20 protein-coding genes, 2 tRNA genes and 1 pseudogene are annotated in these 23,406 nt (G+C 62.2%); 14 read left to right on the forward strand and 9 right to left on the reverse strand.

Annotated features, from left to right (window positions below):
• Nucleotides 1-99: 99 nt before the first annotated feature.
• The 9 genes from betA to xdhA all read right to left on the reverse strand — a co-directional run bounded on the left by betA (nt 100) and on the right by xdhA (nt 12,655).
• Complete coding sequence (gene betA / locus FGL86_RS11370; RefSeq protein WP_147184662.1) at nt 100-1,785, reverse strand: choline dehydrogenase; 1,686 nt, start codon at nt 1,783-1,785, stop codon at nt 100-102.
• Between the two features lie 89 nt (nt 1,786-1,874).
• Nucleotides 1,875-3,356, reverse strand: coding sequence for a betaine-aldehyde dehydrogenase (gene betB, locus FGL86_RS11375; RefSeq protein ID WP_147184663.1), 1,482 nt, complete (start codon nt 3,354-3,356; stop codon nt 1,875-1,877).
• A gap of 21 nt (nt 3,357-3,377) precedes the next feature.
• The gene (gene betI, locus FGL86_RS11380; RefSeq protein ID WP_147184664.1) at nt 3,378-4,004 is read right to left on the reverse strand and encodes a transcriptional regulator BetI; all 627 of its coding nucleotides are present in this window, start codon (nt 4,002-4,004) and stop codon (nt 3,378-3,380) included.
• Between the two features lie 215 nt (nt 4,005-4,219).
• Nucleotides 4,220-4,561, reverse strand: coding sequence for a DUF6482 family protein (locus tag FGL86_RS11385; protein WP_147184665.1), 342 nt, complete (start codon nt 4,559-4,561; stop codon nt 4,220-4,222).
• Nucleotides 4,562-4,670: 109 nt separating this feature from the next.
• The gene (locus FGL86_RS11390) at nt 4,671-6,065 is read right to left on the reverse strand and encodes an NAD(P)-binding domain-containing protein (RefSeq protein WP_147184666.1); all 1,395 of its coding nucleotides are present in this window, start codon (nt 6,063-6,065) and stop codon (nt 4,671-4,673) included.
• Nucleotides 6,066-6,542: 477 nt separating this feature from the next.
• Nucleotides 6,543-7,865, reverse strand: a complete 1,323-nt coding sequence (gene guaD, locus FGL86_RS11395) for a guanine deaminase (RefSeq protein ID WP_147184667.1) — start codon at nt 7,863-7,865, stop codon at nt 6,543-6,545.
• A gap of 23 nt (nt 7,866-7,888) precedes the next feature.
• Complete coding sequence (gene xdhC / locus FGL86_RS11400) at nt 7,889-8,767, reverse strand: xanthine dehydrogenase accessory protein XdhC (protein ID WP_147184668.1); 879 nt, start codon at nt 8,765-8,767, stop codon at nt 7,889-7,891.
• Complete coding sequence (xdhB, locus tag FGL86_RS11405) at nt 8,764-11,217, reverse strand: xanthine dehydrogenase molybdopterin binding subunit (RefSeq protein ID WP_147184669.1); 2,454 nt, start codon at nt 11,215-11,217, stop codon at nt 8,764-8,766. Before xdhB ends, xdhC begins: the two co-directional genes overlap by 4 nt.
• Nucleotides 11,201-12,655: a xanthine dehydrogenase small subunit gene (gene xdhA, locus FGL86_RS11410; RefSeq protein ID WP_186764383.1), complete on the reverse strand. Its 1,455-nt coding sequence runs from the start codon at nt 12,653-12,655 to the stop codon at nt 11,201-11,203. Before xdhA ends, xdhB begins: the two co-directional genes overlap by 17 nt.
• A gap of 147 nt (nt 12,656-12,802) precedes the next feature.
• Here xdhA and FGL86_RS11415 point away from each other — a divergent pair.
• The 14 genes and pseudogenes from FGL86_RS11415 (at nt 12,803) to FGL86_RS11470 (ending at nt 23,378) form a co-directional block, all read left to right on the forward strand.
• Nucleotides 12,803-12,878: transfer RNA gene (locus FGL86_RS11415), tRNA-Asn, on the forward strand.
• 44 nt (nt 12,879-12,922) lie between these two features.
• Nucleotides 12,923-12,998, forward strand: a tRNA-Asn gene (locus FGL86_RS11420).
• Nucleotides 12,999-13,072: 74 nt separating this feature from the next.
• Nucleotides 13,073-13,966, forward strand: a complete 894-nt coding sequence (locus tag FGL86_RS11425; RefSeq protein WP_147184670.1) for a ParA family protein — start codon at nt 13,073-13,075, stop codon at nt 13,964-13,966.
• Nucleotides 13,956-14,051 (forward strand): annotated as a pseudogene (locus FGL86_RS18310) (hypothetical protein); the annotation flags it as partial. The gene FGL86_RS11425 and the pseudogene FGL86_RS18310, both read left to right, overlap by 11 nt.
• An 85-nt stretch (nt 14,052-14,136) precedes the next feature.
• A complete protein-coding gene (locus FGL86_RS11430) occupies nt 14,137-15,564 on the forward strand; it encodes a conjugative transfer ATPase (RefSeq protein ID WP_246131797.1) in 1,428 nt (475 codons plus the stop codon).
• Between the two features lie 127 nt (nt 15,565-15,691).
• A complete protein-coding gene (locus FGL86_RS11435) occupies nt 15,692-16,318 on the forward strand; it encodes a hypothetical protein (RefSeq protein WP_147184672.1) in 627 nt (208 codons plus the stop codon).
• On the forward strand, nt 16,315-17,073 hold the full coding sequence (locus tag FGL86_RS11440; RefSeq protein ID WP_186764384.1) for a DsbC family protein: 759 nt from the start codon (nt 16,315-16,317) through the stop codon (nt 17,071-17,073). Before FGL86_RS11435 ends, FGL86_RS11440 begins: the two co-directional genes overlap by 4 nt.
• 240 nt (nt 17,074-17,313) lie before the next feature.
• Nucleotides 17,314-17,715, forward strand: coding sequence for an antitoxin Xre-like helix-turn-helix domain-containing protein (locus FGL86_RS11445; protein ID WP_147184674.1), 402 nt, complete (start codon nt 17,314-17,316; stop codon nt 17,713-17,715).
• A gap of 17 nt (nt 17,716-17,732) precedes the next feature.
• Entirely contained in the window at nt 17,733-18,401 is a 669-nt protein-coding gene (locus FGL86_RS11450) for an RES family NAD+ phosphorylase (protein WP_147184675.1), read from the forward strand.
• 279 nt (nt 18,402-18,680) lie between these two features.
• A complete protein-coding gene (locus FGL86_RS11455; protein ID WP_147184676.1) occupies nt 18,681-19,115 on the forward strand; it encodes a TIGR03757 family integrating conjugative element protein in 435 nt (144 codons plus the stop codon).
• The gene (locus tag FGL86_RS11460; RefSeq protein ID WP_147184677.1) at nt 19,112-20,062 is read left to right on the forward strand and encodes a TIGR03756 family integrating conjugative element protein; all 951 of its coding nucleotides are present in this window, start codon (nt 19,112-19,114) and stop codon (nt 20,060-20,062) included. The genes FGL86_RS11455 and FGL86_RS11460 overlap by 4 nt, the downstream gene beginning before the upstream one ends.
• Nucleotides 20,063-20,065: 3 nt before the next feature.
• Nucleotides 20,066-21,484, forward strand: coding sequence for a hypothetical protein (locus FGL86_RS11465; RefSeq protein ID WP_186764385.1), 1,419 nt, complete (start codon nt 20,066-20,068; stop codon nt 21,482-21,484).
• A complete protein-coding gene (locus tag FGL86_RS17935; RefSeq protein WP_186764386.1) occupies nt 21,481-21,858 on the forward strand; it encodes a hypothetical protein in 378 nt (125 codons plus the stop codon). Before FGL86_RS11465 ends, FGL86_RS17935 begins: the two co-directional genes overlap by 4 nt.
• Nucleotides 21,855-23,378, forward strand: a complete 1,524-nt coding sequence (locus FGL86_RS11470; RefSeq protein ID WP_186764387.1) for a conjugal transfer protein TraG N-terminal domain-containing protein — start codon at nt 21,855-21,857, stop codon at nt 23,376-23,378. Before FGL86_RS17935 ends, FGL86_RS11470 begins: the two co-directional genes overlap by 4 nt.
• Nucleotides 23,379-23,406 lie beyond the last annotated feature (28 nt).

The following is a 23,406-nucleotide window of genomic DNA, read 5'->3' on the forward strand; positions in this document are numbered from 1 at the left end:
CGGCTAGATGAACCCACAGCGCCTCGCTTGAAGCGAGGCGCTGTGGGTTGAAGGAAAGCCAAGGTTGACTGAAAAGACTTGCCCAGAGTACGGGCGCAACTAGGCGACTGCTGCATGGCGCCGTGCAGGCGCGTCCTTGGCCACATAGTAGGGCACGTCCGCCTTGGGCAGCGGGTCGCGACCTCGCACTTTATCCGCCAGCTTCTCGGCAATCATGAGGGTGGGAGCGTTGAGATTGCCGGTGGTGATCACCGGCATGATCGAGGCGTCGATCACTCGTAGGCCCTCAAGGCCGTGCACGCGACCGGCGCCGTCCACCACCGCCATGGCGTCGTTGCCCATCTTGCAGGTGCCGCAGGGGTGATAGGCGGTTTCCGCGTTGTTGCGAACGAACTCGTCGAGTTCCGCGTCGGTTTGCACCTCGGGGCCCGGGGCTATTTCGCGACCGCGATAGGGGTCGAATGCCGGCTGAGCAATGATCTCGCGAGTGATACGGATAGCGTCGCGAAACTCCTGCCAGTCCTTTTCCTGGGACATGTAGTTGAACAGGATGCTCGGCGCTGCGCTGGGGTCGCGGGAAGTCAGGCGTATACGCCCGCGGCTCATCGAGCGCATGGAGCCTACGTGAGCCTGAAAACCGTGGGCCTGCACCGCGCTCTTGCCGTTGTAGCTGATGGCGATCGGCAGAAAATGATACTGCAGGTTGGGCCACTCTTCGCCATCGTTGGTGCGGATGAAACCGGCGGCCTCGAACTGGTTGCTCGCACCGACTCCCTTGCCGAAGAACAGCCATTCGGCGCCGATTTTCGGCTGGTTCCACCATTTGAGCGCCGGATACAGCGAGATGGGCTGCTTGCACTCGTACTGGATGTACATTTCCAGATGGTCCTGAAGGTTTTCTCCCACGCCGGGTAGTTCATGGACCACCGGGATATCGAACGCCTTGAGGTGTTCAGGATTCCCGACCCCGGAGCGCAGCAGAATCTGCGGCGAGGCGATGGCGCCGCCACACAGCAGCACTTCGCGGCGGGCCTGTGCTTCCTGCTGCTCGCCCTTGCGTGAATAGCTGACGCCGACGGCGCGCTTGCCCTCGAAGACAATGCGATCGGTCAGCGCATGAGTCTCGATGGTCAGATTAGCGCGTTGTTTGGCAATATCCAGATAGCCTCGGGCGGTGGAGGAGCGGCGTCCCCTGGGCGTGACGAAGCGATCCATCGGCCCGAAGCCTTCCTGCTGATAGCCGTTGACGTCCTCGGTTGCCGGAAAGCCGGCCTCTTGCCCCGCCTTGATGAAAGCGTCGTAGAGTTCGTTGTTGTCTGCCTTGGGGGTGGTGACATGGATCGGTCCCTCACCACCGTGATAGTCGTTGGGGCCGATGTCCCGAGTCTCCGCCTTCTTGAAATAAGGCAGGCACTCGAGATAATTCCAGTCTTCGAGTCCCGGTGTCTCGGCCCAGCGATCGTAATCTAGGGCGTTGCCACGCAGATAGCACATGCCGTTGATCAGCGACGAGCCGCCCAATCCCTTGCCACGTCCGCACTCCATGCGGCGGTTGTTCATGTAGGGTTCGGGATCGGTCTCGAAGGCCCAGTTGTAGCGCTTGCCTTGTAATGGATAAGCCAGGGCGGCGGGCATCTGGGTGCGAAAATCGAAACGATAATCCGGGCCGCCGGCCTCGAGCAGCAGCACGCTGACGTCGGCGTCTTCGGTCAGACGCGTGGCGAGCACGTTTCCTGCCGAGCCGGCGCCGATGATGATGTAGTCGAATTCACGAGTCTGCGTCATGACACACCCTGTTTGTCTATCGTTAAAGCGGAAAGGAAGTGAAGGGGCCGAGCCGATGCCTCGGTCCTTCAAAAGATCAGGCCGGACGCTCAGAAAACGGCGGGAAAGGGCCCCATCTCGACCTGTATGGATTTGATCTGGGTGTATTGATCGAGAGAGGAAAGCCCATTTTCGCGTCCGATGCCCGACTCCTTGTAGCCGCCCACCGGCATTTCCGCCGGGGAATCCCCCCAGGTATTGATCCAGCAGATACCCGCCTCGAGACGCTGAATTACCCGGTGAGCCCGATTCAACCCTTCGCTGAACAACCCCGCGGCCAGGCCGTAACGAGTATCGTTGGCGCGACGAATGACCTCTTCCTCGTCATCGAAAGCGAGGATCGACATGACCGGGCCGAAGATTTCCTCGCGCACGATGCGCATGTCGTCGCTGCAGTCGGTAAAGACCGTGGGCTCAGCCCAGGCTCCCTTGGCGTAGTCGTAGCCAGAATCTCCGTCAATCATGCGATTGCCGCCGGCAAGCAGGCGCGCGCCTTCCTGTTTGCCGAGTTCGAGATAGGACGTCACCTTCTCGAGATGCTCGAAGCTCACCAGCGGACCGAAGTTGACCGCGGGATCGAGCGGATCGCCGGCCTTGATGCGATTGACTCGCTCGACGATTTTGGCCTCGAAGGCCTCCTTGACCGAGCGCTGTACAAATACCCGAGTGCCGTTGGTGCAGACCTGCCCACTGGAATAGAAGTTGGCCATCATCGCCGCATCCGCGGCGCGGTCGAGATCCGCGTCGTCGAAGACGATCAGCGGCGACTTACCGCCAAGCTCCATGGTCACTTCTTTCAGGGTCGAGCCGGCGGCGGAAGCCATGACCTTCTTGCCGGTTCCTGCCTCGCCGGTGAAGGTGATCTTGTCGATATCCGCATGCTGAGTCAGCATCTCACCGACGCGGCCGTCGCCCTGGACCACATTGAAGACGCCATCCGGCAAGCCCGCCTCGGTGAAAATCTCCGCCAGCAGCATGGTGGTCAGCGGCGTGACCTCGCTGGGCTTGTACACCACGGCATTACCCGCCGCCAACGCCGGAGCGCTCTTCCAGCAGGCAATCTGGATAGGATAGTTCCAGGCGCCGATGGCGCCGATCACTCCCAAGGGTTCACGGCGGGTGTAAACGAAGGAATCCTCGCGAAGGGGAATCTGCTTGCCCTCGATAGCCGGGGCGAGGCCTGCATAATACTCAAGCGAATCCGCGCCGGTGACGATGTCGACACTTTGGGTTTCGCTGATGGGTTTGCCGGTATCCAGGGTTTCCAGGTGAGCGATCTCGTCGTTACGCTCACGCAGCAGCGCCACCGCACGAAGGAGAATACGACTGCGCTGCATGCCGCTCATGGCGGCCCATATCTTCTGGCCTTCGCGGGCGGAGACGACGGCTCGATCGACATCCTCCTGGGAAGCCTGCTGCACGCAGGCGAGCAGTGAGCCGTCCGCCGGGTTGATGGTGTCGAAGGTCTCGCCGGAGGAGGCGTCCACTCGGCGACCATGGATAAAGAGTTGTTGAGTGTCTAATAAAGCCATAAAGCCTCCTGAACGTGAGAGCTAGCGGAAAGAGGGCGGAGTCGGAGAGGAAAAATGGCAAAAGGCGTCATCTTTCAGCCATCCCTCCAGGTAGTCATAGGCCAAGCGTTGCGCACGCTCCACATCGAAGGCTTCTACGGCCAAGGCGCCGCGCAGCCAAAGACCGTCGATCAACGCCGCAAGACCATGGGCGGCATCCCGAGCTTCCTGCTTGGGTAGATAACGACGGAACTGGAAGCACAGGTTGGAGTAGAGCCGTCGATCATTGACGCGCTGCAGGCGCTGCAGGTTCTGGCGGTGCATGCTCGACGCCCAGAAATCCAGCCAGGTTTTCATGACCGACTGGCTGATCTGATCGCGATCGAAGTTGCCATCGATGATGGCGCGAATCTGAGCCCGGGGAGTGGTCCCAGCAACGGCGCGGCGCTTGGCCACGCCGTTACCGAGATCGGCGAGGACTTGGCGCATGGTGGCTTCCAGCAGTCCTTCCTTGCCGCCGAAATAGTGGCTGATGATGCCGGTGGACACATTGGCGCTCTTCGCGATGCGCGCGATGGTGGCATTCGCCAACCCTGCCTCGTCGATTGCCTGGATGGTCGCTTTGACCAGCTGATGACGGCGGATGGGCTCCATTCCAAGCTTAGGCATGGGCTAAGCTCCTCAATCTACGAGCCAAGCGCTTGGCGTATCAGCCGCGTTTGGCACTTGTCTGCACAGTGCCCCATAGTATGAAATAACTTTATTGAACGTTCAATCAATAAAAGGCAGACATGAAAAACCGCTTGGTGGATGGCGCAGGAATGGAAGCGCCAGGCTTTGTAAACGATACAAAAAGTATTGGAATAGTAAGGGCTGAAGCAGCACTACCGAGTCTGAAAGGTGATCCGGGTGCCGTGCTCCAGGTCGGGAGTGCGGGTTCGGGTGGTGGGAAGCCCCACCATCTCGTCATAGACATCCGCCCAGGTCAGCACGCCTTTGGTGATGCCCAGCGGCAGCAGGGCACGGCTGATCCATTGGGTGCCGGTGAAGAGGCGGGTTTCACCGTTGTCCTTCACCAGCCGGCCAAGCCGGCCCCGGTGATGCAGGCGCACGATATAGTAGCCCATGTCCAGGGAGTTAACTTCGACGATCAGGTTTTCGTCATTCCAGCGAGGGAGATCCTCAAGAGTGACGCGCTCGGGCAATGGAGGGGAGATAGGCGACATCTGTGCATTCCTGTGGAAGATGAGATGCCATCAGCATAAAACCTTGCAGGTGGCTAGTCATGCTGATGGTCGCGTTATCCGTGTGTCCGAGCCTCATGCAACGGCGGTATCAGGCGTCCTGTCTGCTATTCTCCGATACTTTTTTCGCACTGCTTCCACGTTTGGGCGCGTTCAGGAAGGTCTCCAGCGAATCATCCATGGCATCCAGCCAACGGGTATGGTGAGGCGGCGCCTGATTGCCGGTCATCAGGGAGCGATAGGAGCGATCGCGGAAGTTCATGATGTCATCATGCTTGTGTTGCTCCCAGGCCAGAAACGTCTGGTTGACTCCTTCGATGTCGAAGCTGGGATAATCCGTTTCGTCGATCAAGCCGCGCACGTAGTCACCCTGAAAGCGGATCATTTCTTCATCGTTATCCAGCGCTTCTTCTCGAGTACGCCACTTGGCGCTGTCCCGTTGCATCTCGTTCTTTTCCGGCAGCGGGATGCGTCCCAGGATGACGTCGCGGACATACCAGGCCTGGGCATCGAACATGTTGAAGGTGTACCACTGATCCTGCATGCCGAGGTAGAACATTGCCGGATTGTCTTCCCAGACGACGCCCTTGTAGAGACCCAGCGGCCAGAGACGATTGTTGGTTTTCAGGCGTAAGGAGTCCGGCAGGAAGGGGAAGTGGTGCAAATAGCCGGTGCACAGAATGATGGCATCAACTCGCTTGCTGCTGCCGTCGGAAAAATGCGCCGTGTTGCCGGAAACCCACTCGAGAAGCGGTTTTTCTTGCCAGTTATCCGGCCAATCGAAGCCCATGGGGCGTGTCCGATAGCTGGTGGTGATACTGCGGGCGCCGTACTTATAGCATTGAGAGCCGATATCCTCCGCGGAGTAGCTGCTGCCGATCAGCAGCAGATCCTTGCCGCGAAATTCCAGTGCGTCCCGGAAATCGTGAGCATGCAGGATACGGCCGTTGAAGGTTTCGAAACCTTCGAAGGTCGGCTTGTTGGGGGTCGAGAAATGGCCGGAAGCCACGATGACATGATCGAAGGAAGAAGTTTCGATAAAGTCTTTTTTATGATCGTGAACCGTCACTGTGAACTGGCGGACGGTGCTATCGAATTCGATTTGCCGAACCGGACAGTTGAAGCGAATGTAGCGACGAACGCCTGCCTTTTCCACACGGCCCTTGATGTAGTCCCAAAGCACGGCGCGGGGCGGATAGGAGGCGATTGGCTTGCCAAAGTGCTCTTCGAAGCTGTAATCGGCAAACTCAAGACACTCCTTGGGTCCATTCGACCAGAGATAACGGTACATGCTGCTGTGTACGGGCTCACCGTTGGCATCCATCCCCGTGTGCCAGGTGTAGTTCCACTGACCACCCCAGTCGCTCTGTTTCTCATAGCAGACCAGTTCGACGTGCTCGGCTCCTTTTTCAAAAGCGGACTGAAAAGCGCGTAATTGTGCCAGACCGCTAGGGCCCGCACCGATGATGGCGACACGTTTAGTCATATCATTCTCCGGTTGCGATAAATTCCAACAGACGGCCGAAACCCATCTACTGGAATCTCGTAATTGACCAGGAATCATGGATGCCATGCCTTACCTGCAGAAGACGCACGAGTATCCTGAGCTTTCTTTCCTGCGAGTGGCCTTGGTGCAAGGTCTAGGTTTGTCGAAGCCGGCACGAAAGGACCTATCAAACGATACCGTCGGCTCGAACCTGGTTTCTATCAGGAAGGGCGCCTGTAGGAACGCGAGTAGGTTCCTTGGGCGCTTGGCTGCTCGATGCTTGAAAAATTAAAAGTGACTGCTTTGTAACGTCGTCGACTTTGTACCGTCATGGCAAACGACAGAGTGCTTGTAATCAATGACACTAGTAACAAAAGCGGCACTGTTGTAGCAGCATCCATAATTTCGAGTTATTAAAGTACTTTCTTGTCATTACGCAGTCAAATATGTTCGACAAATAGAATGTATTATCATGGTTTACCGATCACGATGGTGCTGGCGACGGCCGTTTGCCCAGGTTTCGTAAATAGCCCGGTCGTCGCCGAGCATCATCAGCGCGAAAAGTGTTTCGCCCAGGCTCTGGCAGCGGGCCAGGCGCTGTTCAAGCAGCGGCGTGGCGGCAAGATCCAGCACCAGGAAATCCGCTTCCATGCCCGGGGCCAGACGGCCGATCCTGTCATCCAGGGACAGCGCTCGGGCGTTGCCCAGGGTCAGGCCGTAGAAGCCTTGCCAGGCGGTCAAGGATTGGTCACGCAACTGGCCGACCTGGTAGGCGGCTTTCAGGGTGGCGAAGCCGGAAAGATCCGTGCCGCCGCCCACGTCGCTGGCGTAGGAAATTGCCAGCTTTGCCTCCCGGCTGGCCTGACGATCGAAGAGGCCGCTGCCCAGAAACAGATTGGAGCTGGGACAGAAGGCGACGTTGGCGCCACGCTCCGCCAGGCGTTTGCGCATGTTCTGATCGAGATGGATGCCGTGGGCGAAGGTACTGCGCGGTCCTACCAGGTTCGACTGCTCGTAGACCCCGAGATAGTCCCGGCTTTCCGGAAAGAGCTCCGCCACCCATTCGACCTCGCCGGTGTTCTCCGCCAGGTGGGTCTGCAGCCACAGGCTGCGGTCGTTGCGCAGGACCGCGCCGGCGGCATCCAATTGGGCCCGGGTCGAGGTGGGGGCGAAGCGTGGGGTCAGGCTATAGCCCAGTCGATCCTTGCCGTGCCAGTCGGCGATCAGCCGTTCGCTGTCCTCGAGCCCGCCCAGGGTATCGTCCCGCAGCTCCTCCGGGGCGTTGCGATCCATCAGCACCTTGCCCGCCAGCATGCGCAGTTCCCGCCGCCGGGCGGCCTGGAAGAAGGCATCCACGGAATAGGGATGGCTCGAGCAGAACACCTGGGCGGTGGTGGTGCCGACCCGCAGCAGCTCGTCGAGAAAGGCTTCCGCCACCCGGTCCGCGTGTTCCCGCTGGGCGAAGCGGCATTCCTCGGGGAAGGTGTAGTCGTTCAACCAGTCGATCAGCTGACGCCCGTAGGAGGCGATCATCTCCAACTGCACGTAATGCACGTGGCTATCGATAAAGCCGGGCATGATCAGCTTGCCGCGATGGTCGATTCGAGGAATATCTTCCGGCAGCCGCGGGGCAAGCGCCTGATAGTCGCCCAGCTCGCGGATACGGCCGTTTGCCAGCCACAGGACGCCATCCTCGTGATAGCGATAACTATCTGTAGCAGGAGTATCCGCGTCCCCCGGGTCTTGGTCGAAGCTCAGCAGGGCGCCGCGTAACAGGCAGTGGGAAAAATCCAGCGTCATGGTGATTTCTCGGGATGAGTTTCTCAGGAATGCGTTGGGGGGAAGACCGCCCGCAGCCGCTGCGGGGCAAGGCCGCGATAGGTATCGTTGCCGGCCTGGTTGTCGGCGCCATCAGCCACGAGATGCACAAGCTCCGCGAGGCTGACCAAGGCGATGGCGTAGGGGGTCTTGTCGGAAGGCTTCCGGCCATCCGGCGCCGCGCCGATGGGACAGCGCACCTGGGCGAGCGCCTGCTCGCCGTGACCCGTCGCCCGCAATCGGGAGCGAAAGCTCGCCCATTTGCTTTGTGATCCGATCAGGCCGATGGAGGCGCAGTCGCCGCGCCGTAGCAGGGCATCCACCAGGGCGCGATCGAGGCCGTGATCGTGAGTCATCACCAGAGCATGGCTGCCGGGATTCAGGCTCGCCACCGCCGCCTCCGGGTCCGCCAGGTCGTGACGACTCAAGCGCGGCTGCTCCCTCTCCCAGCCGGGAAAAAGCTCGTCGCGTTCGTCGAACCACTGAATCCGCCAATTGAGGGGGCTTGCCAGACGCACCAGTTCCCGGCCCACATTGCCGGCGCCGAATACCGCAAGCCTTGTCGCCGCGCCGGAGAACACCTCGATCAGCACGTTGACGAAGCCGCCGCAGCACTGGCCGCTGCGCCCGCCCAGGGCGAAGGTTTCGAGACTGATGCCGGCCTGGTTGTCGCCAAGGCGCTGTCGGGCCGCTTCGATCACCTGCCATTCGAAATGACCCCCGCCCAGGGTGTCAAAGGTCTCCGTGGCGGTGATCACCATGCGCGCCCCCGGCTCCCGAGGGGTGGAGCCGGCGCCGGTCACCTGGGTAGCCAGGGCGTGGGGCAGGCCTGCCTGCTGGAGCCGGTGCAGCTGGGCATGCCAGCTGTTCGCCACGACATTCATGGAGCGGCCTCCTGGGTGAACCGGGCGCGCAGGGATTCGGCGCACATCAAGACCCGCTCCGGGGTGGCCGGGGTATCCAGGGCCGGGCTTTCCTTATAATCGGAGAGACTCGCCAGGGCGTCCCGCAGCGCCGACCACACGGAGATCGCCAGCATGAAGGGCGGCTCACCCACGGCTTTCGAGCGGTAGATGCTGGCCATGGAGTTGGGATGGCCCTCCATCAGCTTGACGTTGAACACCGGGGGCAGGTCGCCGAAGGCGGGAATCTTGTAGGTGGAGGGGCCGGTGGTCATTAGCCGGCCCTCATCGTTCCACTTGAGCTCCTCACTGGTCAGCCAACCCATGCCCTGAATGAAACCGCCTTCCACCTGGCCGATATCGATGGCCGAGTTCAGGGAGTCTCCCACGTCGTGAAGGATATCCACCCGCTCTACCTGGTATTCGCCGCTCAGGGTATCGACGCTGACCTCCGAGGCCGCCGCGCCGTAAGCGTAATAATAGAAGGGCCGGCCGCTGCCGGTCTGGCGGTCGTAGTGAATCAAGGGCGTGGCGTAGAAGCCTTTCTCCGATAGGGACACCCGGCCCAGGTAGGCGGCCTGCACCAGCTCGCCCCAGGGGATACGCCGCTCGCTTTCGCCGAGGTTGGCGATCAGCTCGCCAGCTTCCAGGCGCAGAGTCTCCCGATCCAACTGGTAATGTTCCGCGGCGAAATCAAACAGCCGCTCGCGTAGTTTAGAAGCGGCGTCCCGGGCGGCCATGCCGTTGAGATCCGCGCCGCTGGAGGCCGCGGTGGGTGAGGTGTTGGGCACCTTGTCCGTGCGGGTGGCGCTGATACGCACCTGGGCCATATCCAGCCCCAGTTCCCGGGCCGCTACCTGGCAGATCTTGGTATGCAGCCCTTGGCCCATTTCCGTGCCGCCGTGATTGATCATCACGCTGCCGTCGGTATAGACGTGCAAGAGTGCGCCGGCCTGATTGAGGTGCTGGGCGGTAAAGGAGATACCGAACTTCACCGGAGTCAGCGCCAGACCCTTCTTGATAATCGGGCTGGTGCCATTGAAGGCCTTGATATCGCGCCGCCGCTCCCAGTAGTCGCTGCTTTGCTCCAGCTGCTCGACGATATCCTCGAGCAGTTCCAGCTGGTCTACCCGCTGGCCGTAGTGGGTGGTGTCCCGGCCTTGGCGATACAGGTTGCGCTTGCGGATGGTCAGCGGATCCTCGCCGACGCGCCGGGCGATATCGTCCATCACCGCCTCGGCGATCACCACCCCCTGGGGGCCGCCGAAGCCGCGAAAGGCAGTATTGGAGGCGGTGTTGGTCCTGGCACGATGGCCGGTGACTCGTGCCCGGCCCAATGAGTAGGCGTTGTCCGCATGGAACATGGCACGATCCACCACCGCCTCGGAGAGATCCGGCGAATAGCCGCAGTCGCCGAACAAGATAATCTCGCCGCCCAACAGCACACCCTGGGCGTCGCAGCCCAGCCGGTAACGATTATGGAACGGATGGCGCTTGCCGGTGAGCTGCATGTCATCCGCCCGGGGCAGGCGCAGCCGCGTGGCGCGGCCGGTGCGTCGGGCGATCAGCGCCGCCATGCAGGCCCAGGCGGAGGCCTGGGTTTCCTTGCCGCCGAAGCCGCCGCCCATGCGGCGGGTTTCCACGGTTACCGCGTGGAAGGGAATGCCCAGCACCTCCGCCACCAGCTTCTGGGTCTCGCTGGGGTGCTGGTTGGAGGTGTAAACGAAAACCCCCTCGTCCTCCGTGGGAATGACCAGGCAGGCCTGGCCTTCCAGATAGAAGTGCTCCTGGCCGCCAAAGAAGTATTCCGCTTCCAGTATGTGCTCTGCTTCAGCTAGCGCTGCCTGCCAGTCGCCGCTTTGCTGCACGTGGGTAGGGCGCACGAGATCGCCGCGACCGGTGGCCGCCACCGGATCAAGGCAGGGCGCCTGCTCGTCGGTCTCGATCACCGCCGCCTTGACCGCTCGCCGGGCTGCCTGATAGCTGGTGGCCGCCACGGCGAACAGCGCCTGGTCCAGGTAGCTGATTTCCTCTTCCACGAACAGCGGATCGCCGGGAAACACCGGGCCGATATCCGCATGCCCGGGTACGTCCTTGATGGTGATCACGTCCACTACGCCGGGTGCGGCGCGCACCTTGTCCAGATCGAGCCGGGTCAGGCGTCCGTGGGCCACCGGTGACAAGCCCACCGCCATATGCAGGGCGTCCGCCGGGGCTTTGAGGTCGTCGATATAGGCGGCGCGGCCGGTAACGTGCTTGACGGCGCTTTCGTGGGCCTGGGCATGTTTCGAGTTGTTGGTGTTCCTGGGCTTTTCCACCTCCCGAGCCAAGGGGCCATCGCCCTTGTTACGGTGGCGCAGCACTTCCTGGGCCCGGGCGCTTTCAGCGTCCTTGTCTTCGGGGGAGTGAGAAAGCCTAGTGAGCGTACGCATGGAGCATCGCCTCCTCGGTAGTGGAGTCCAGCACCCAGTACAGGCGCTCCAGCAGGTTGGCCGCGGCGACGGTGCGGTAGTCGGCGCTCCCTCGAGCATCCGTCATGGGGGTAAAGTCTTCCTTCAGCGCCTGCTTGGCCCGCTGGAAGAGTTCATGGCTAGGTGCATTGCCTTCCAGTATGGCCTCCGCCTGGGGAGCACGCTTGGGGATCGCCGCCATGCCGCCGAAGGCCAGGCGTACCTGGCTGAGGCGTCCGTTATCGAGCCGCCAACTGAAGGCGCCGAGCACCGAGGAAATATCGTCCTCCCGGCGCTTGGATAGCTTCCAGACCTTGCATTCCCGTCCGGCTGCAAGCCTGGGCAGAAAGATGGCGCGAATCACCTCGTCTTCCTGCAGGACGGTCTGGCGGTAGTCGAGGAAGAAGTCCTCGAGAGGAATTTCCCGCTCCCCTTGCGGTCCCGCCAGCCGCAGCCGAGCGTCCAGGGCCAGCAGGGTAGGCGGACAATCACCAATAGGGGAGGCATTGGCGATATTGCCGCCCAGAGTGCCGCGATTACGGACCTGACGAGAGGCGAAGCGGTGCATCAAGTGCGAAAACGCCGGATGGTGGTCTTCGAGCAGCGGTTCCAGGCAGGTATAGGTCACCGCCGCGCCAATCCACCAGCCTTCGTCGGTTTCCTCGATGGCGTTGAGCTCCGCCACTCGGGAGACGTCGATCAGCGAGTCAAGCGACTTGAGCTGCTGAGTGTTTTCCAGCCACAGATCCGTGGCCCCGGCCACCAGTCGCGCTTCGGGAGATTGACGGCGCAGTTCGATCAGTTGTCTTAGCGTTGCGGGCTGCGCATAACTGCCTGGATCGTCCTCTGGGCTGTTTTGATCGTGAGCGGCGATTTCTTTCAGGCGTACGCCAAGCTCAGGATCATCCATCCAGCTTGGACGGTGCTCCGGTAGCTCGAACATGGCAAGCGCCGCGTCGCGAATCGGCCGGTAGCCGGTGCAGCGGCACAGGTTGCCGCCCAGGGCGCTTTCCAGCTGCTGGCGGTCGGGAGAAAAGTGCTTGCCGCGCTGATTTTCGTGAAGCGTAAACAGCGACATCACGATACCCGGGGTGCAGAAGCCGCACTGGCTGGCGTGACAATCCACCATGGCCGCCTGAGCCGGATGCAGATCGTTGCCCTGGGCCAGTCCTTCCACGGTGACCAGATGACGGCCCTGCAGCTGGTGGGCAGGCATGATGCAGGCATTGGCGCTGTGATAGCGGACCTTGCCCTGCGCGTCCACTTCGCCGATGGCCACGCTGCAGGCGCCGCAGTCTCCGGAGGCGCAGCCTTCCTTGGTGCCGGTCTGGCCCAGCTGTTGACGCAGCAGCTCCAGCACGCTGGTATCCGCGGACGCTGCACACTGCTGAAGCTGGCCGTTGAGATAGAACTGGATCATGGTCGCCTTCTCTATGTCGTTATCATCCGCCGTTATCGACTTTTTGACGGATTTTACGCTTGATGACAACGGTTCGGCATTGGGCTTCCTGGCGACTCTTGACCCGGCAAAAGTAATCCGTATACTACGTCGCGTGCTCAAGGTCATTCCCCGATAGCTCAGTTGGTAGAGCAAATGACTGTTAATCATTGGGTCGCAGGTTCGAGTCCTGCTCGGGGAGCCAAACACCAAGACACAGGCCGATCGGCCACCTCACCTCTAGATTATTCCCCGATAGCTCAGTTGGTAGAGCAAATGACTGTTAATCATTGGGTCGCAGGTTCGAGTCCTGCTCGGGGAGCCAGCATCTCGTAAGCCAAACCACTTAACGCCTTTGCACTTGCATTCGCCAATCCATTTCCGGATGAGGTGCTTGCAATGCGTGTTTCCGCGACGGTCTGTTCCAAGGGCGGGGTGGGCAAGACCACCGTCACCGCCAATCTGGGCGGTCTGCTGGCTGACGCCGGCTTCCGGGTGCTGCTCATCGACCTGGACTCCCAACCGACCTTTTCCTCCTATTACGAGCTGTCACACCCAGCCCCTGGCGGGGTGTACGAGCTGCTCGCCACCGAACTGATCGATCTCGATCGGATCATTTCCAGAACGTCCCTCACCAATCTCGACATCATCGTCTCGAACGATCATCGGAACCAGCTGCAGCAGTTGCTGCTCAACGCCCCCAACGGGCGTTTCCGTCTGATCGGGCTGCTCGATCGCTTCGCCGATCGTTACGATGCCATCCTGATCGACACCCAGGGCGCACGTTCCATACTGCTCGAGATGGCCGTGCTGGCAGCCAATCACATCGTCTCGCCGATCGTCCCTGAGTTGCTCACCGCCCGCGAGTTCGTGCGGGGCACGCAGGGCATGCTGAATGAGCTGCGCGAACTCGCCAAATACACACGTTTTGCGGTCCCGCCGGCGTTGATCCTGCTCAACAAGATGACGGATCGGCTGACGGATGCCCGCGAGATCGCCGACAGCATCCGCTGCATGTTCGCCGAAGAAAACGACACGGGTATCCGCGTCCTCGAGACGCCGCTGGTGAATCTCTCGGCCTATCGTACCGCCGCCTTGAAAAGCCAGCCGGTGCATCGTATCGAGCCGCGTAAGCCGTCGGGGCGTAAAGCGCCGGCCTGCGCCGATCAACTCAAGGCAGTGGCCTCCGCGCTCTACCCGGAATGGGCAGACGCGATCGCGGTCGTCGACATGACTCAGGGTGGCGGTCAGCCCGGGACCGGGAAGCGTCAGGGGGTGACCCATGTTCACTGAGACGTCTGTTCCGGCCCAGGCACTGGGGCTGTTGCCGCCGCACAGCATCGAGGCGGAACAGTCCACTCTGGGCGCCTTGATGCTGGCCAACGACAGGTGGGACGACATTGGCGAGATCGTGACCGTCGACCCGCTTCAACTTCGTCCAGCACCTGGCCAATCTGGCCCCCCTGTATGGGCGAGCGCGCGGCACGGGCCACCCCGGCATCAGCTTCTTCAACCGGGGCGGCGAGTCGCTGACCTTCGATCCGCTGCACAAGCTCGATCGCAAGCAGAACGGCCACATGTTCGTGTTCGGGCCTACCGGGGCGGGCAAGTCCGCCACCCTGAACTCGATGCTGGCTCAGGTCGTGGCCATGCGCCGGCCGCGGCTGTTCATCATCGAGAAGGGCAATTCGTTCGGGCTGCTCGCGGATTACTTCGAACGCATGGGGCTGTCTGTCAACAAGGTGAAACTGGCCCCGGGCGCCAACGCCAGGCTGCCACCCTTCGGCGAGGCCCATCGGCTGCTGGATCCCGAGATGCGGGCACGCCGCGCCGTGCGCGATCGACAGGATTTCGGGGAGTCGCCGGATGCGCCGGCCGAGACCCCGGAAGCGATGCTCGAGGCGATCAATACCGAGGATGACGGCGAGGAGAACGTCGAGCGCGATCTTTTGGGCGAGATGGAAATGATGGCCCGCCTGATGATCACCGGCGGTGATCCCAAGGAGGAGGGCGATTATCGTCGCGCCGACAACCGCATGGTGCGCGATGCGGTGATGATCGCCGCCGAGCGGTCTCACGCCGAGGGGCGTCAGTGTCTCACCGAGGACGTGCGGCAGGCGTTCTACGAACTCTCTCGGGATGAGCGACTCCCGCAGAACCGTCGTCAGCGCGCCTACAACATGGGCGAGAGCATCGGCATGTTCTGCGACGGCTTCGACGGCCAGGTCTTCAATCAGCCCGGCGAGGCCTGGCCCGAGTGCGACGTGACCCTGATCGATCTGGCCCACTACGCCAACCCCGGCTATGAGGCGCAACTGGCTCTATCGGTCATGTCGATCACCAACATGATCACCACGATGGCCGAGCGCGATCAATACAGTGGCCGGCCCATCGTGCAGGTGATCGACGAGTGTCACTTGCTCACCGTCAATCCGCTGCTTGCGCCGTATTTCGTTGGCGTGGCCAAGATGGGGCGCAAGCTCGCCCTGTGGTTGTGGCTGGCCACTCAGAACGTCAAGGACTTCCCGAACGTGGCTGCCAAGATGCTCAACATGCTGGAGTGGTGGCTGCTGCTCAACATGCCACCCAACGAGATCGCCGAGGTCGCGCGCTTCAAGACATTGACCACGGATCAGCGCCTGCTGATCGAATCCGCGACCAAGGCGCCGGGCAAATACACCGAGGGGGTGGTGCTGGGCGGACGCTTGCAGTCGCTGTTTCGCGTGGTGCCGCCGAGTCTGTATCTGTCGCTGGCCGGCACCGAGCCGGAGGAGAAGGCCGAGCGCGCCGAGATCATGCGCGAGTTGGGCTGCTCCGAGCTCGACGCGGCGATCAAGGTCGCGGAAAGGCTCGATCGGCAGCGCGGTCTCGACGCCGCGACAGAGGCGTGACCCATGACCCATGACCCATGACCCGGGGCCGTTTCGACGCCCGGGAGATTCGCGCCCGTTGGTTGGCTCATCTCAAAACACTGAAAGAAGGATCGGCGGCATGCCAGGATTCAGGATTACCCACCCCATGAGTATTGACGCTCGACAGCGTACGCTCCATCTCCTGCCCGTCCTTCAGGTCGATCCCTTCGATCGTGTGGCCCCGGACGCCATCTCGCTGTCGGTGTCGGTCGACTGGCATGACGCCCCCCCGACGCTCGTCAGTGGCTGGGTCATTTGCCAACCCTATCCCAATCGACACTATTTCGTCGGTGGCTCCGGCGACTGCCAATTGGGCCACTTCGTCAGCCTACCGGACGGCCAGCAGGCAGGGGACGTCAGCTTCCACTGGACCGTCGTCGTTCCCGGCCGGCCACCCGGGCATTGCCAGGTGACGCATCGTCTGGCATTGGCTTTCGAGACGGGCGTCGGGCGAATGTATTCCATGGACGTGGCCAACTGGTGGTCGCAGAGCGAGTTTGCCAGTCAGGCGCGCTCGACGCCCGAGCTCGGCCGCAACCGTTTCTCCCGGTTGACACCTGGAGGTATTTCACCGACCCGGCAGGCACGGGTCAGCGAATCGATTCGCCAGGGGTGTCGCTACCTGGACATCCAGGAATGCCTCACGCTGCCGGCGATTACCTTGAACGACTGCTGGACGCTGGAAACCTACGGCGGCGACAACGCCTTGAGCTGTCTGGAGGCGCTGCAATGAAATGCGACGCGATCGCTCTGAGATCGGCCGCTGCGGTACTGGCGATGCTGACCTCGATCCCGAGACTGGCCGCCGATGACCCGGTGCCCGATGCCCTCAAGGCGCTCACGCTCAACGGTCAGGTCGTCACGCCCGACGCCGTCCATCGCGTCGACCTCGAGGGCCCGATCTATGAAGTGCGCCTGCGCAACGGCGACACCTTCTACAGCGATGCCCAGGGGCGCCACATGATCGTGGGTACGCTCTTCGATAATGCCCCGGGCGGGCTCATCGACGTCACCGAGCGCAACGATCGACAGGATCGGCTGGACCAGCTGAACGCCCTTGCCGACGGGGCCACGGTGGTGTATCCCGCCCGGGGCGACGGGATAGGCGAGATCGCAGTCTTCACCGACCCGACCTGTCCTTTTTGTGAGCGGCTGCATCAGGACATCGACCGGCTGACCGCCGCCGGCATTACTGTGCGCTACGTGCCCTATCCGCGCGGCGGCAGCGACTCGCCCGCCGCAGGGCAGTGGGCTCGGGTACTGTGTGCCGACGACGCTCGACAGGCGATGGCCACGGCGTTCGGCGGTGGCGCGTTGAACGATATGCCCACGCAGCACTGTCAGGAAGCGGTCATCGAGGGGTTTTGGCTGGGACAGCGCTTCGGCATTCAGGGAACCCCCACGATCGTACTACCCGACGGCGAGATGGGTGAGGGGTACGTTCCCGCTCGGCAGCTGATACAGGCGATAAAGAGGGCTAGACAATGAACATGCATCGACAGCGGGAGATCTTCACGGAAGCCATGCAGTTTGCGATCGACGATGATGAACCAGCCACATTTTTACGCCTTTGGCTTGAGGGAGGCTGGGAGGCCCTGGAAGTTGGATGCGCCTGCGCGTCTGGACCCACGGTGTTGACATCATAGAACCGGTCAAAAATACACATGTGAATAAAACAGATGATATGATTCTCTTGTGTACCAATGCCATTTGACATGGGGTCCTACCATGGACGCTGCCGAACTTCTCGAACGCGCCGATACCTCCTCCCCGGAGGCCGGACATGTTGCCTTGAAATTCTTCTTCAATATCATGGCGAAATGGGGCTGTACGCCCTCCCAGCAGCGAATCCTGCTGGGAGGCATCGGCAATACCACTTTCCACAAGTATCGCAAGTTGCCCAATGTCCGCCTGCCTCGTGATACCCAGGAGCGCATTTCCTACCTCATGGGAATCCACAAGGCCTTGAGGATCCTGTTCAGCAACAGTCCGCAACGCGGTTACGAGTGGGTGCACAAAGCCAATACGGCCCCTCCCTTCAACGGACGATCGGCGCTCGACTTCATGTTGAACGGACGCGTCGTTGACCTGGCCGACACCCGCAGGTATCTGGACGGCGTCAGGGGGTGAGAGTGGTGGAAACGGCAATGCCGCAGTGGAAGCATGCCTTTCGCATCGTCAACAGTGCTTTTCCACCCATCGAGATATTCGAGGACACCCTGGATCTGGAAGACTTGGAGTATGCCTTCGCGCTCGAGGCCCTGACCAATGACCGTTTGCTGGAGCAGGCCGGCCGACTGAGCCGGATCCCGCCCGCCGACCGCATGACGGGGCCCGGCACCAGTCCGATCATGGCCGCGTTCACTCATGTCGGCCGCCCCTCGCGGTTTACCGATGGAAGCTATGGCGTCTATTACTGCGCGAGTACCCTGGATACCGCCATCGCGGAAACCCGGTATCACATGAACGCCTTCCTGACGGCAACCGGGGAAAGCACGCTAGAACTCACGATGCGCTGCTACGTGAACACCATCATCCAGCCTCTACACGACATCCGCGATGCGTATCCGCAATTACATGACCCGGATCCCGGCACGTACCCCATTTGCCAGGCGTTCGCGGCAGAACTACGATCCCGCCAATCCTGGGGCCTTCTCCATGACAGCGTGAGGGAACTGGGGCAGGAGTGCGCCGCGGTATTCCGTCCGCCGGCCCTCAGCATCCCTGTCCAGGGACCGCATCTGCGCTATTTCTGGGACGGCAAGGCCCAGGCCATTACGCACGTGATGGAAATCTCGGAACGCGAGGGACGTTGACTCAATGCCTGCGTGTACAACTCCTGCCAGCACTGATGACAACCAAACGCCTTGCCAGCCGGTTTGACATCGGCGCCAATGGCCTTGCCAGCCAAACGCTGGCCTGAAATTGTGGCCGCGCGGTTATCCTCTGCCGCAACCCTGCCGTCCAGGCGGATGCGGACGGCCTGTACTCACGGCTTGGGCAGAAATCTTGCAGGATCCATTTAACATTCTCTGCTGCCTCGAACCTCCTCTCCCGATACACCTCTAGGCTGGAACCTCTCACAGGAGTCGGCCATGCCTACTGCGTCTCGGCGGCCCCGTGCCGTGCTGTCTTCACTCTGTCTTGTCACGGTCCTGCTCTGGAGCGCCGGGGCGAATGCCGGCGTCGAGGTGTTCACCATCGCCGGCGAGCCGGTAATCCATGTGCCCGATGACGCGGCCGTCATCGAGCTGGATGCGCCGGCGCGTCTGGACGCCCGGCTTTCCCGAGACCTGCCGACGGATTCCGAGCGTGCCAAGCAGGTGCTGCAATCGCGCATGAGTGGTCCTCAGTGGCGGGCCATGCTCGAGCGCTATCGCGCACTGCACCTCGGCGTCGCGCGGGCCTGGATGCTCGGCATCGAGAAAGTGCCGGCGGTCGTCGTCGATGGGCAGTACGTCGTCTATGGTGAGCCCGATGTCGGGCTTGCCCTCGAAGCGGTCGAACGGACACGGGGACGCACACCATGAATGCGGTACTGATTTCCCGCGCTACTGTCCTGGCCGCCGCGACGATCGGGCTGATCGGCCTGGTGACCGCATACGTGGCGCGTGCCATTACCACGCCGGCCATCGTTCAGTCCGCGATCAGTCCCGAGTGCCTCGAGTATGAAGTGATCGGTCTGTGCGCCTGGCTCGACTGCTCGACCACGGGCTGCTCGGTGAAGACCTCGATTCGCGTGAAGCATTTCATTCCCGAGCTCGTCGTGTCCGCTTACGAGAACACCGGCGAGAATCCCTGGACCGAGATCGCGCTGTTGTCACCGCCATTGGGCAATGCCTTGGGCGGTGGCTCGACCAATGAAGCGGAGCCCCATGAGCATGCCAACACACGATTCAAGAATGTCGATGCGATCGGTCATCCGAGCGAGCTCTTCTATAGATTCACCGATCGCTTCGGCTGGTTCTGCGAGAGCGACGCGGTGCCCTTCAAACCGTACTTCCTTTCCACCCTGGATGCGCTGGCCTGGCGGTCCGGCATTCCCGAGATGGCCTATCCCGAGGCACTGACCTTTGGCATACGCGAACTGGGCGTGCCGGGCGATCTGTGGAGCCCGGTCTATCCGCGCAGTGGCTTCGTCTCCCAGACCCATGACTACAAGGTGGCGGCCGCCACCGCGCAACGCGCCGCCGATATCGTCACGCGTCGCGGTCAGCCGCATGTCTATCAGCCGTTGGCCCCCGAGGACGACAGCGACAGCGGACGTTGGCCGCCCGCGGCGGTCATGGAAGGGGATCCTGAGACCCACAAGTGGCAGCGGCTCGAGCCCGAGATGACGATGGCCTGTTCGATCTTCCCGGACGGCGGCGAGAACAACCGGCTCCAACCGCCGGGGGATTACGTCTGGTCGCTGTGGCGGCCCTATCGCTGCTGCAAGAAACGCGGCCAGGAACTGCTGACCTTCACCGGGGAATAAACCATGAACCGACATCTCCTGCGAGGTCTGACGCTCTCGATGGCGCTGGCCGCCCCATTGCTGGCTCAGGCGCAGTCCGCCGACCGGCTCTATTACGACATTGGCGGCGCCGCCCCCTTCGGCGCATCGGCGGGGTTCGGCCATGGTCCGCGTACCCAGGGGCTAGGTGTCAGCTGGAACGTCGACGCGACCTGCGGCAATTTCGATATGGGCGCGACGGTGTCAAACCAGCTCAACGGCGTGACCAACGGCTTCCAGAACATGATGAGCAACGTGGTCGCGAACGCGACCGTGGCCAGCCTGCCCGCGATGATCATCCAGCGCGCCAACCCGGCGCTCTACGATCTACTGACCAACGGCGTGCTGCAGGGCCGGCTCGACTTCGACAAGTCCAAGCTGTCGTGTCAGCGCATGGCCGAAGCGCTGGCCGACGCCACGTTGGGCGGCCGGATGCAGCAGGCGGCGGTCGCCGAGAACTGGCAGGACATTGCTGCAATCAATCCCGATGCCGTTGCCGCCGAGCAGGCCGCCGAACGACAGGCGGGCAACAATGGCCGTACCTGGATCGGCGGCCAGAAGCGGGGCGGGCGCGGTCAGCCGCCGGTACGCGTGGTCGCGGATACCGCCAGGGCCGGTTACAACCTGCTCCATGGCCGCACCGATCCCACTTCCAACGAACCCGTCTCCGGGGGTGGCGGCGGCTGGGGATCGGTGGCCACCTCGAGCGGCGATTGGATCGGCGGCGGCGGTATCGTCGGCGGCTCGGGTACCAGCGGCAACGAGTGTCGGGGCGGCATGTGTACCCTGTGGGGTTCTCCCGCCGAGGCGGTTGAGTGGACCCGGAAGATCGTGGGGGATACCGAGCTGCAAACCTGCGATGGCTGCGAGAAGGCGCAAACCATCGCCGGTACCGGCCTGATTCGCGAGCTCGAGGACGAGCAACAGGCCATTCATGAACGCCTGCTCGATATGCTGAGCGGTGGCGAGATCACCCAAGCCAAGCTCGACGACGTGTCGGCAGGCAACGGCCTGGCCGTCTCCCGTGGCGTGATCGAGGCCATGCGCACCGATCCCCAGGGCCCGCTGCTGGCCCAGCGCCTGGCCAGCGAGATGGCGCTAGCCAGAACGCTGACCCAGGTGATGTGGGCGCGTCGCAGTCTGGTGGCTGGCTCGAGCGATCCCGGCATCGAGAGCAATCAGGAAGGCATGTCGGCCCTGGATCGCAAGATCGACGCCTTCAACCGCGACATCGCGCTGCTGCAGAGTGAAATGGAGATCCGCAAGGCGCTTGCCAGCAACGCGGCCATGCAGGCACTGCAGCGCGCCGCCAACCGCGCGACCGGTTCCAGTCCCAACGAAACCACGCTGCCGGCACCGGTACTGGACGAGCGGGGTCGTCCGCTCCAGGAGACGCCGCAATGACGTTCATGCGTCTTCTCGATCCGCGCCACTGGCCGTCGCCGCTGGTCTTCCTGGTGGCGCTGGTCGGCATGTTCGCTCTCAGCGGGGTCGTCGTCTCGCTGGCCATCCAACTGATGGGCAGCCGTGAGGCCTTCGTGGCGGCGAAACAGGCGGCATTGCCCTGGCTGTTTGTGTGGCGCTGGGCCTGCTATGCGGGCCTCGCCCTGGTATGGAGACGCGTCTGGAAGCCGCGCGTGATCATGTGTCTCAACGAGGATCGCGATGGCGGGAGCGCGGCACGCGCCGGTCTCAAGCGGCTCGAGACGCTGGCGATCGGCGCCGTGGCCTGCGTCGAGCTCTTCAATCTCATCGACTGGCTGGGAGGATCGCCATGAACGCCGATCTCAACGTCAACGACTATTTCGAGACGGTCGTGCTGATGATCGGCTGGGTGGTGAACAATGCCTTGTGGTCGTCATTGATGCAGACGGGGCTGGCCTTGGTGCCGTTCATCGCCCTGTTGGCCTCGGAATGGTTCCGGGTGCGTCAGGAGGGCGAGGACGAGGGCAACAAGGGGGTACTGCTGATCGCGCGTCTCGAGACACGCCTCTACGCCATGGTGCTGTGCTACGCCTTCACCTGCGTGCCGATGATGAACCTCTCGTTCAACCCGGTGAACGCCATCGAGCGCACCGGTACTGGCGGTGGACAGTGCGGCGTGGCCGTGATCGGCCAGGGGGAATGGGGCAGCACCACGCTCAATTCGATCGGCGGACAGACCGCCGAGATACCGCTGTGGTGGGCCTTGGTGCATGCGATCTCCAAGGGTGTGACCAATGTCGCGGTGTCGAGCATCCCGTGCAGCCCCGATCTCCAGGCGATCACCTCCGAGATCGATGCGCAGTCGATCACCGATCCCGGACTCAAGCGGGAGCTGGGCGAGTTCCAGCGCCAGTGCTACGGCGCGGCCCGCAATCGCCTGTTCCAGCAGGGGGGTACGGTCGACGCACTCGACGCCGAGGACGTGGACTGGCTGGGTAGCCGGTTCTTCCTGGAGACGCCCGGCTACTACGATTCGTTCTATGCCGGGCGTCCGGTGGCGGGGTTTCCCTTCGACGCCAGCCGCGATCAGGCACGACCCGGCACCGGCCCGGGCCGTCCGGGTTATCCCAGCTGCCGGGAGTGGTGGGCCGATGGCGAAAGCGGACTATACGCCCGCCTGCGCGAACAGGTGAACCCTGGGCTGTGGGCTAGCTTCGCTTCCGTGTTCACCAGCGCCGACGCCGAGGACACTGTGATCCGGCGCCTGATCAGCCAGCGCACGGGATCGGCGAACGGCAATCAGGATATTGCCGTCACCGGTTACGGCGATCTCGACGGGGGGTCCATCGAAGACACGCTTTCCATGGCTGCCGGCGGAGTAGGAGGCGCCGTCGGCGCCGTGATGGGCAAGGCCGGCATGGACATGCTCAAGCGAGCCCTGCCGATGGTGCAGTACATTCTGATCATGGCCGTGGTGATCTGCTTGCCGTTCGTGCTGACGATTTCCGGCTACTCGATCAAGGTGGCTGGCACAGCGACCTTCGGGCTATTCGCTCTGTGGTTCCTGACGTTCTGGTGGGAACTGGCCCGCTGGATCAATTCGAACCTGATCGATCTGCTCTACAACTCGGAAGCGGCCAAGCTGAGCTTCGTCGCGGCGGCGCAGAATGGCTATGACAAGCTGGTGCTTATCTTCGTGGAGTGGGCGACGTTTTTGATCCTGCCGGGAATGTGGGTGGCAGTATTAGGTTGGACAGGCATGAAGGTTGGCCAGGGAGTTGGCAACGCTCTATCCACTGGTTCTCAAGGAGCCAAGGGGGCGGGAGATAAAGGAAGTGAAATGGCCAGTAAAGCGACCACTAAGGGCAAATAACTCAGCCTTACTAGGGATGACTAGCAGG

It is taken from the genome of Pistricoccus aurantiacus, assembly GCF_007954585.1.
Taxonomy (GTDB): Bacteria; Pseudomonadota; Gammaproteobacteria; order Pseudomonadales; family Halomonadaceae; genus Pistricoccus; species Pistricoccus aurantiacus.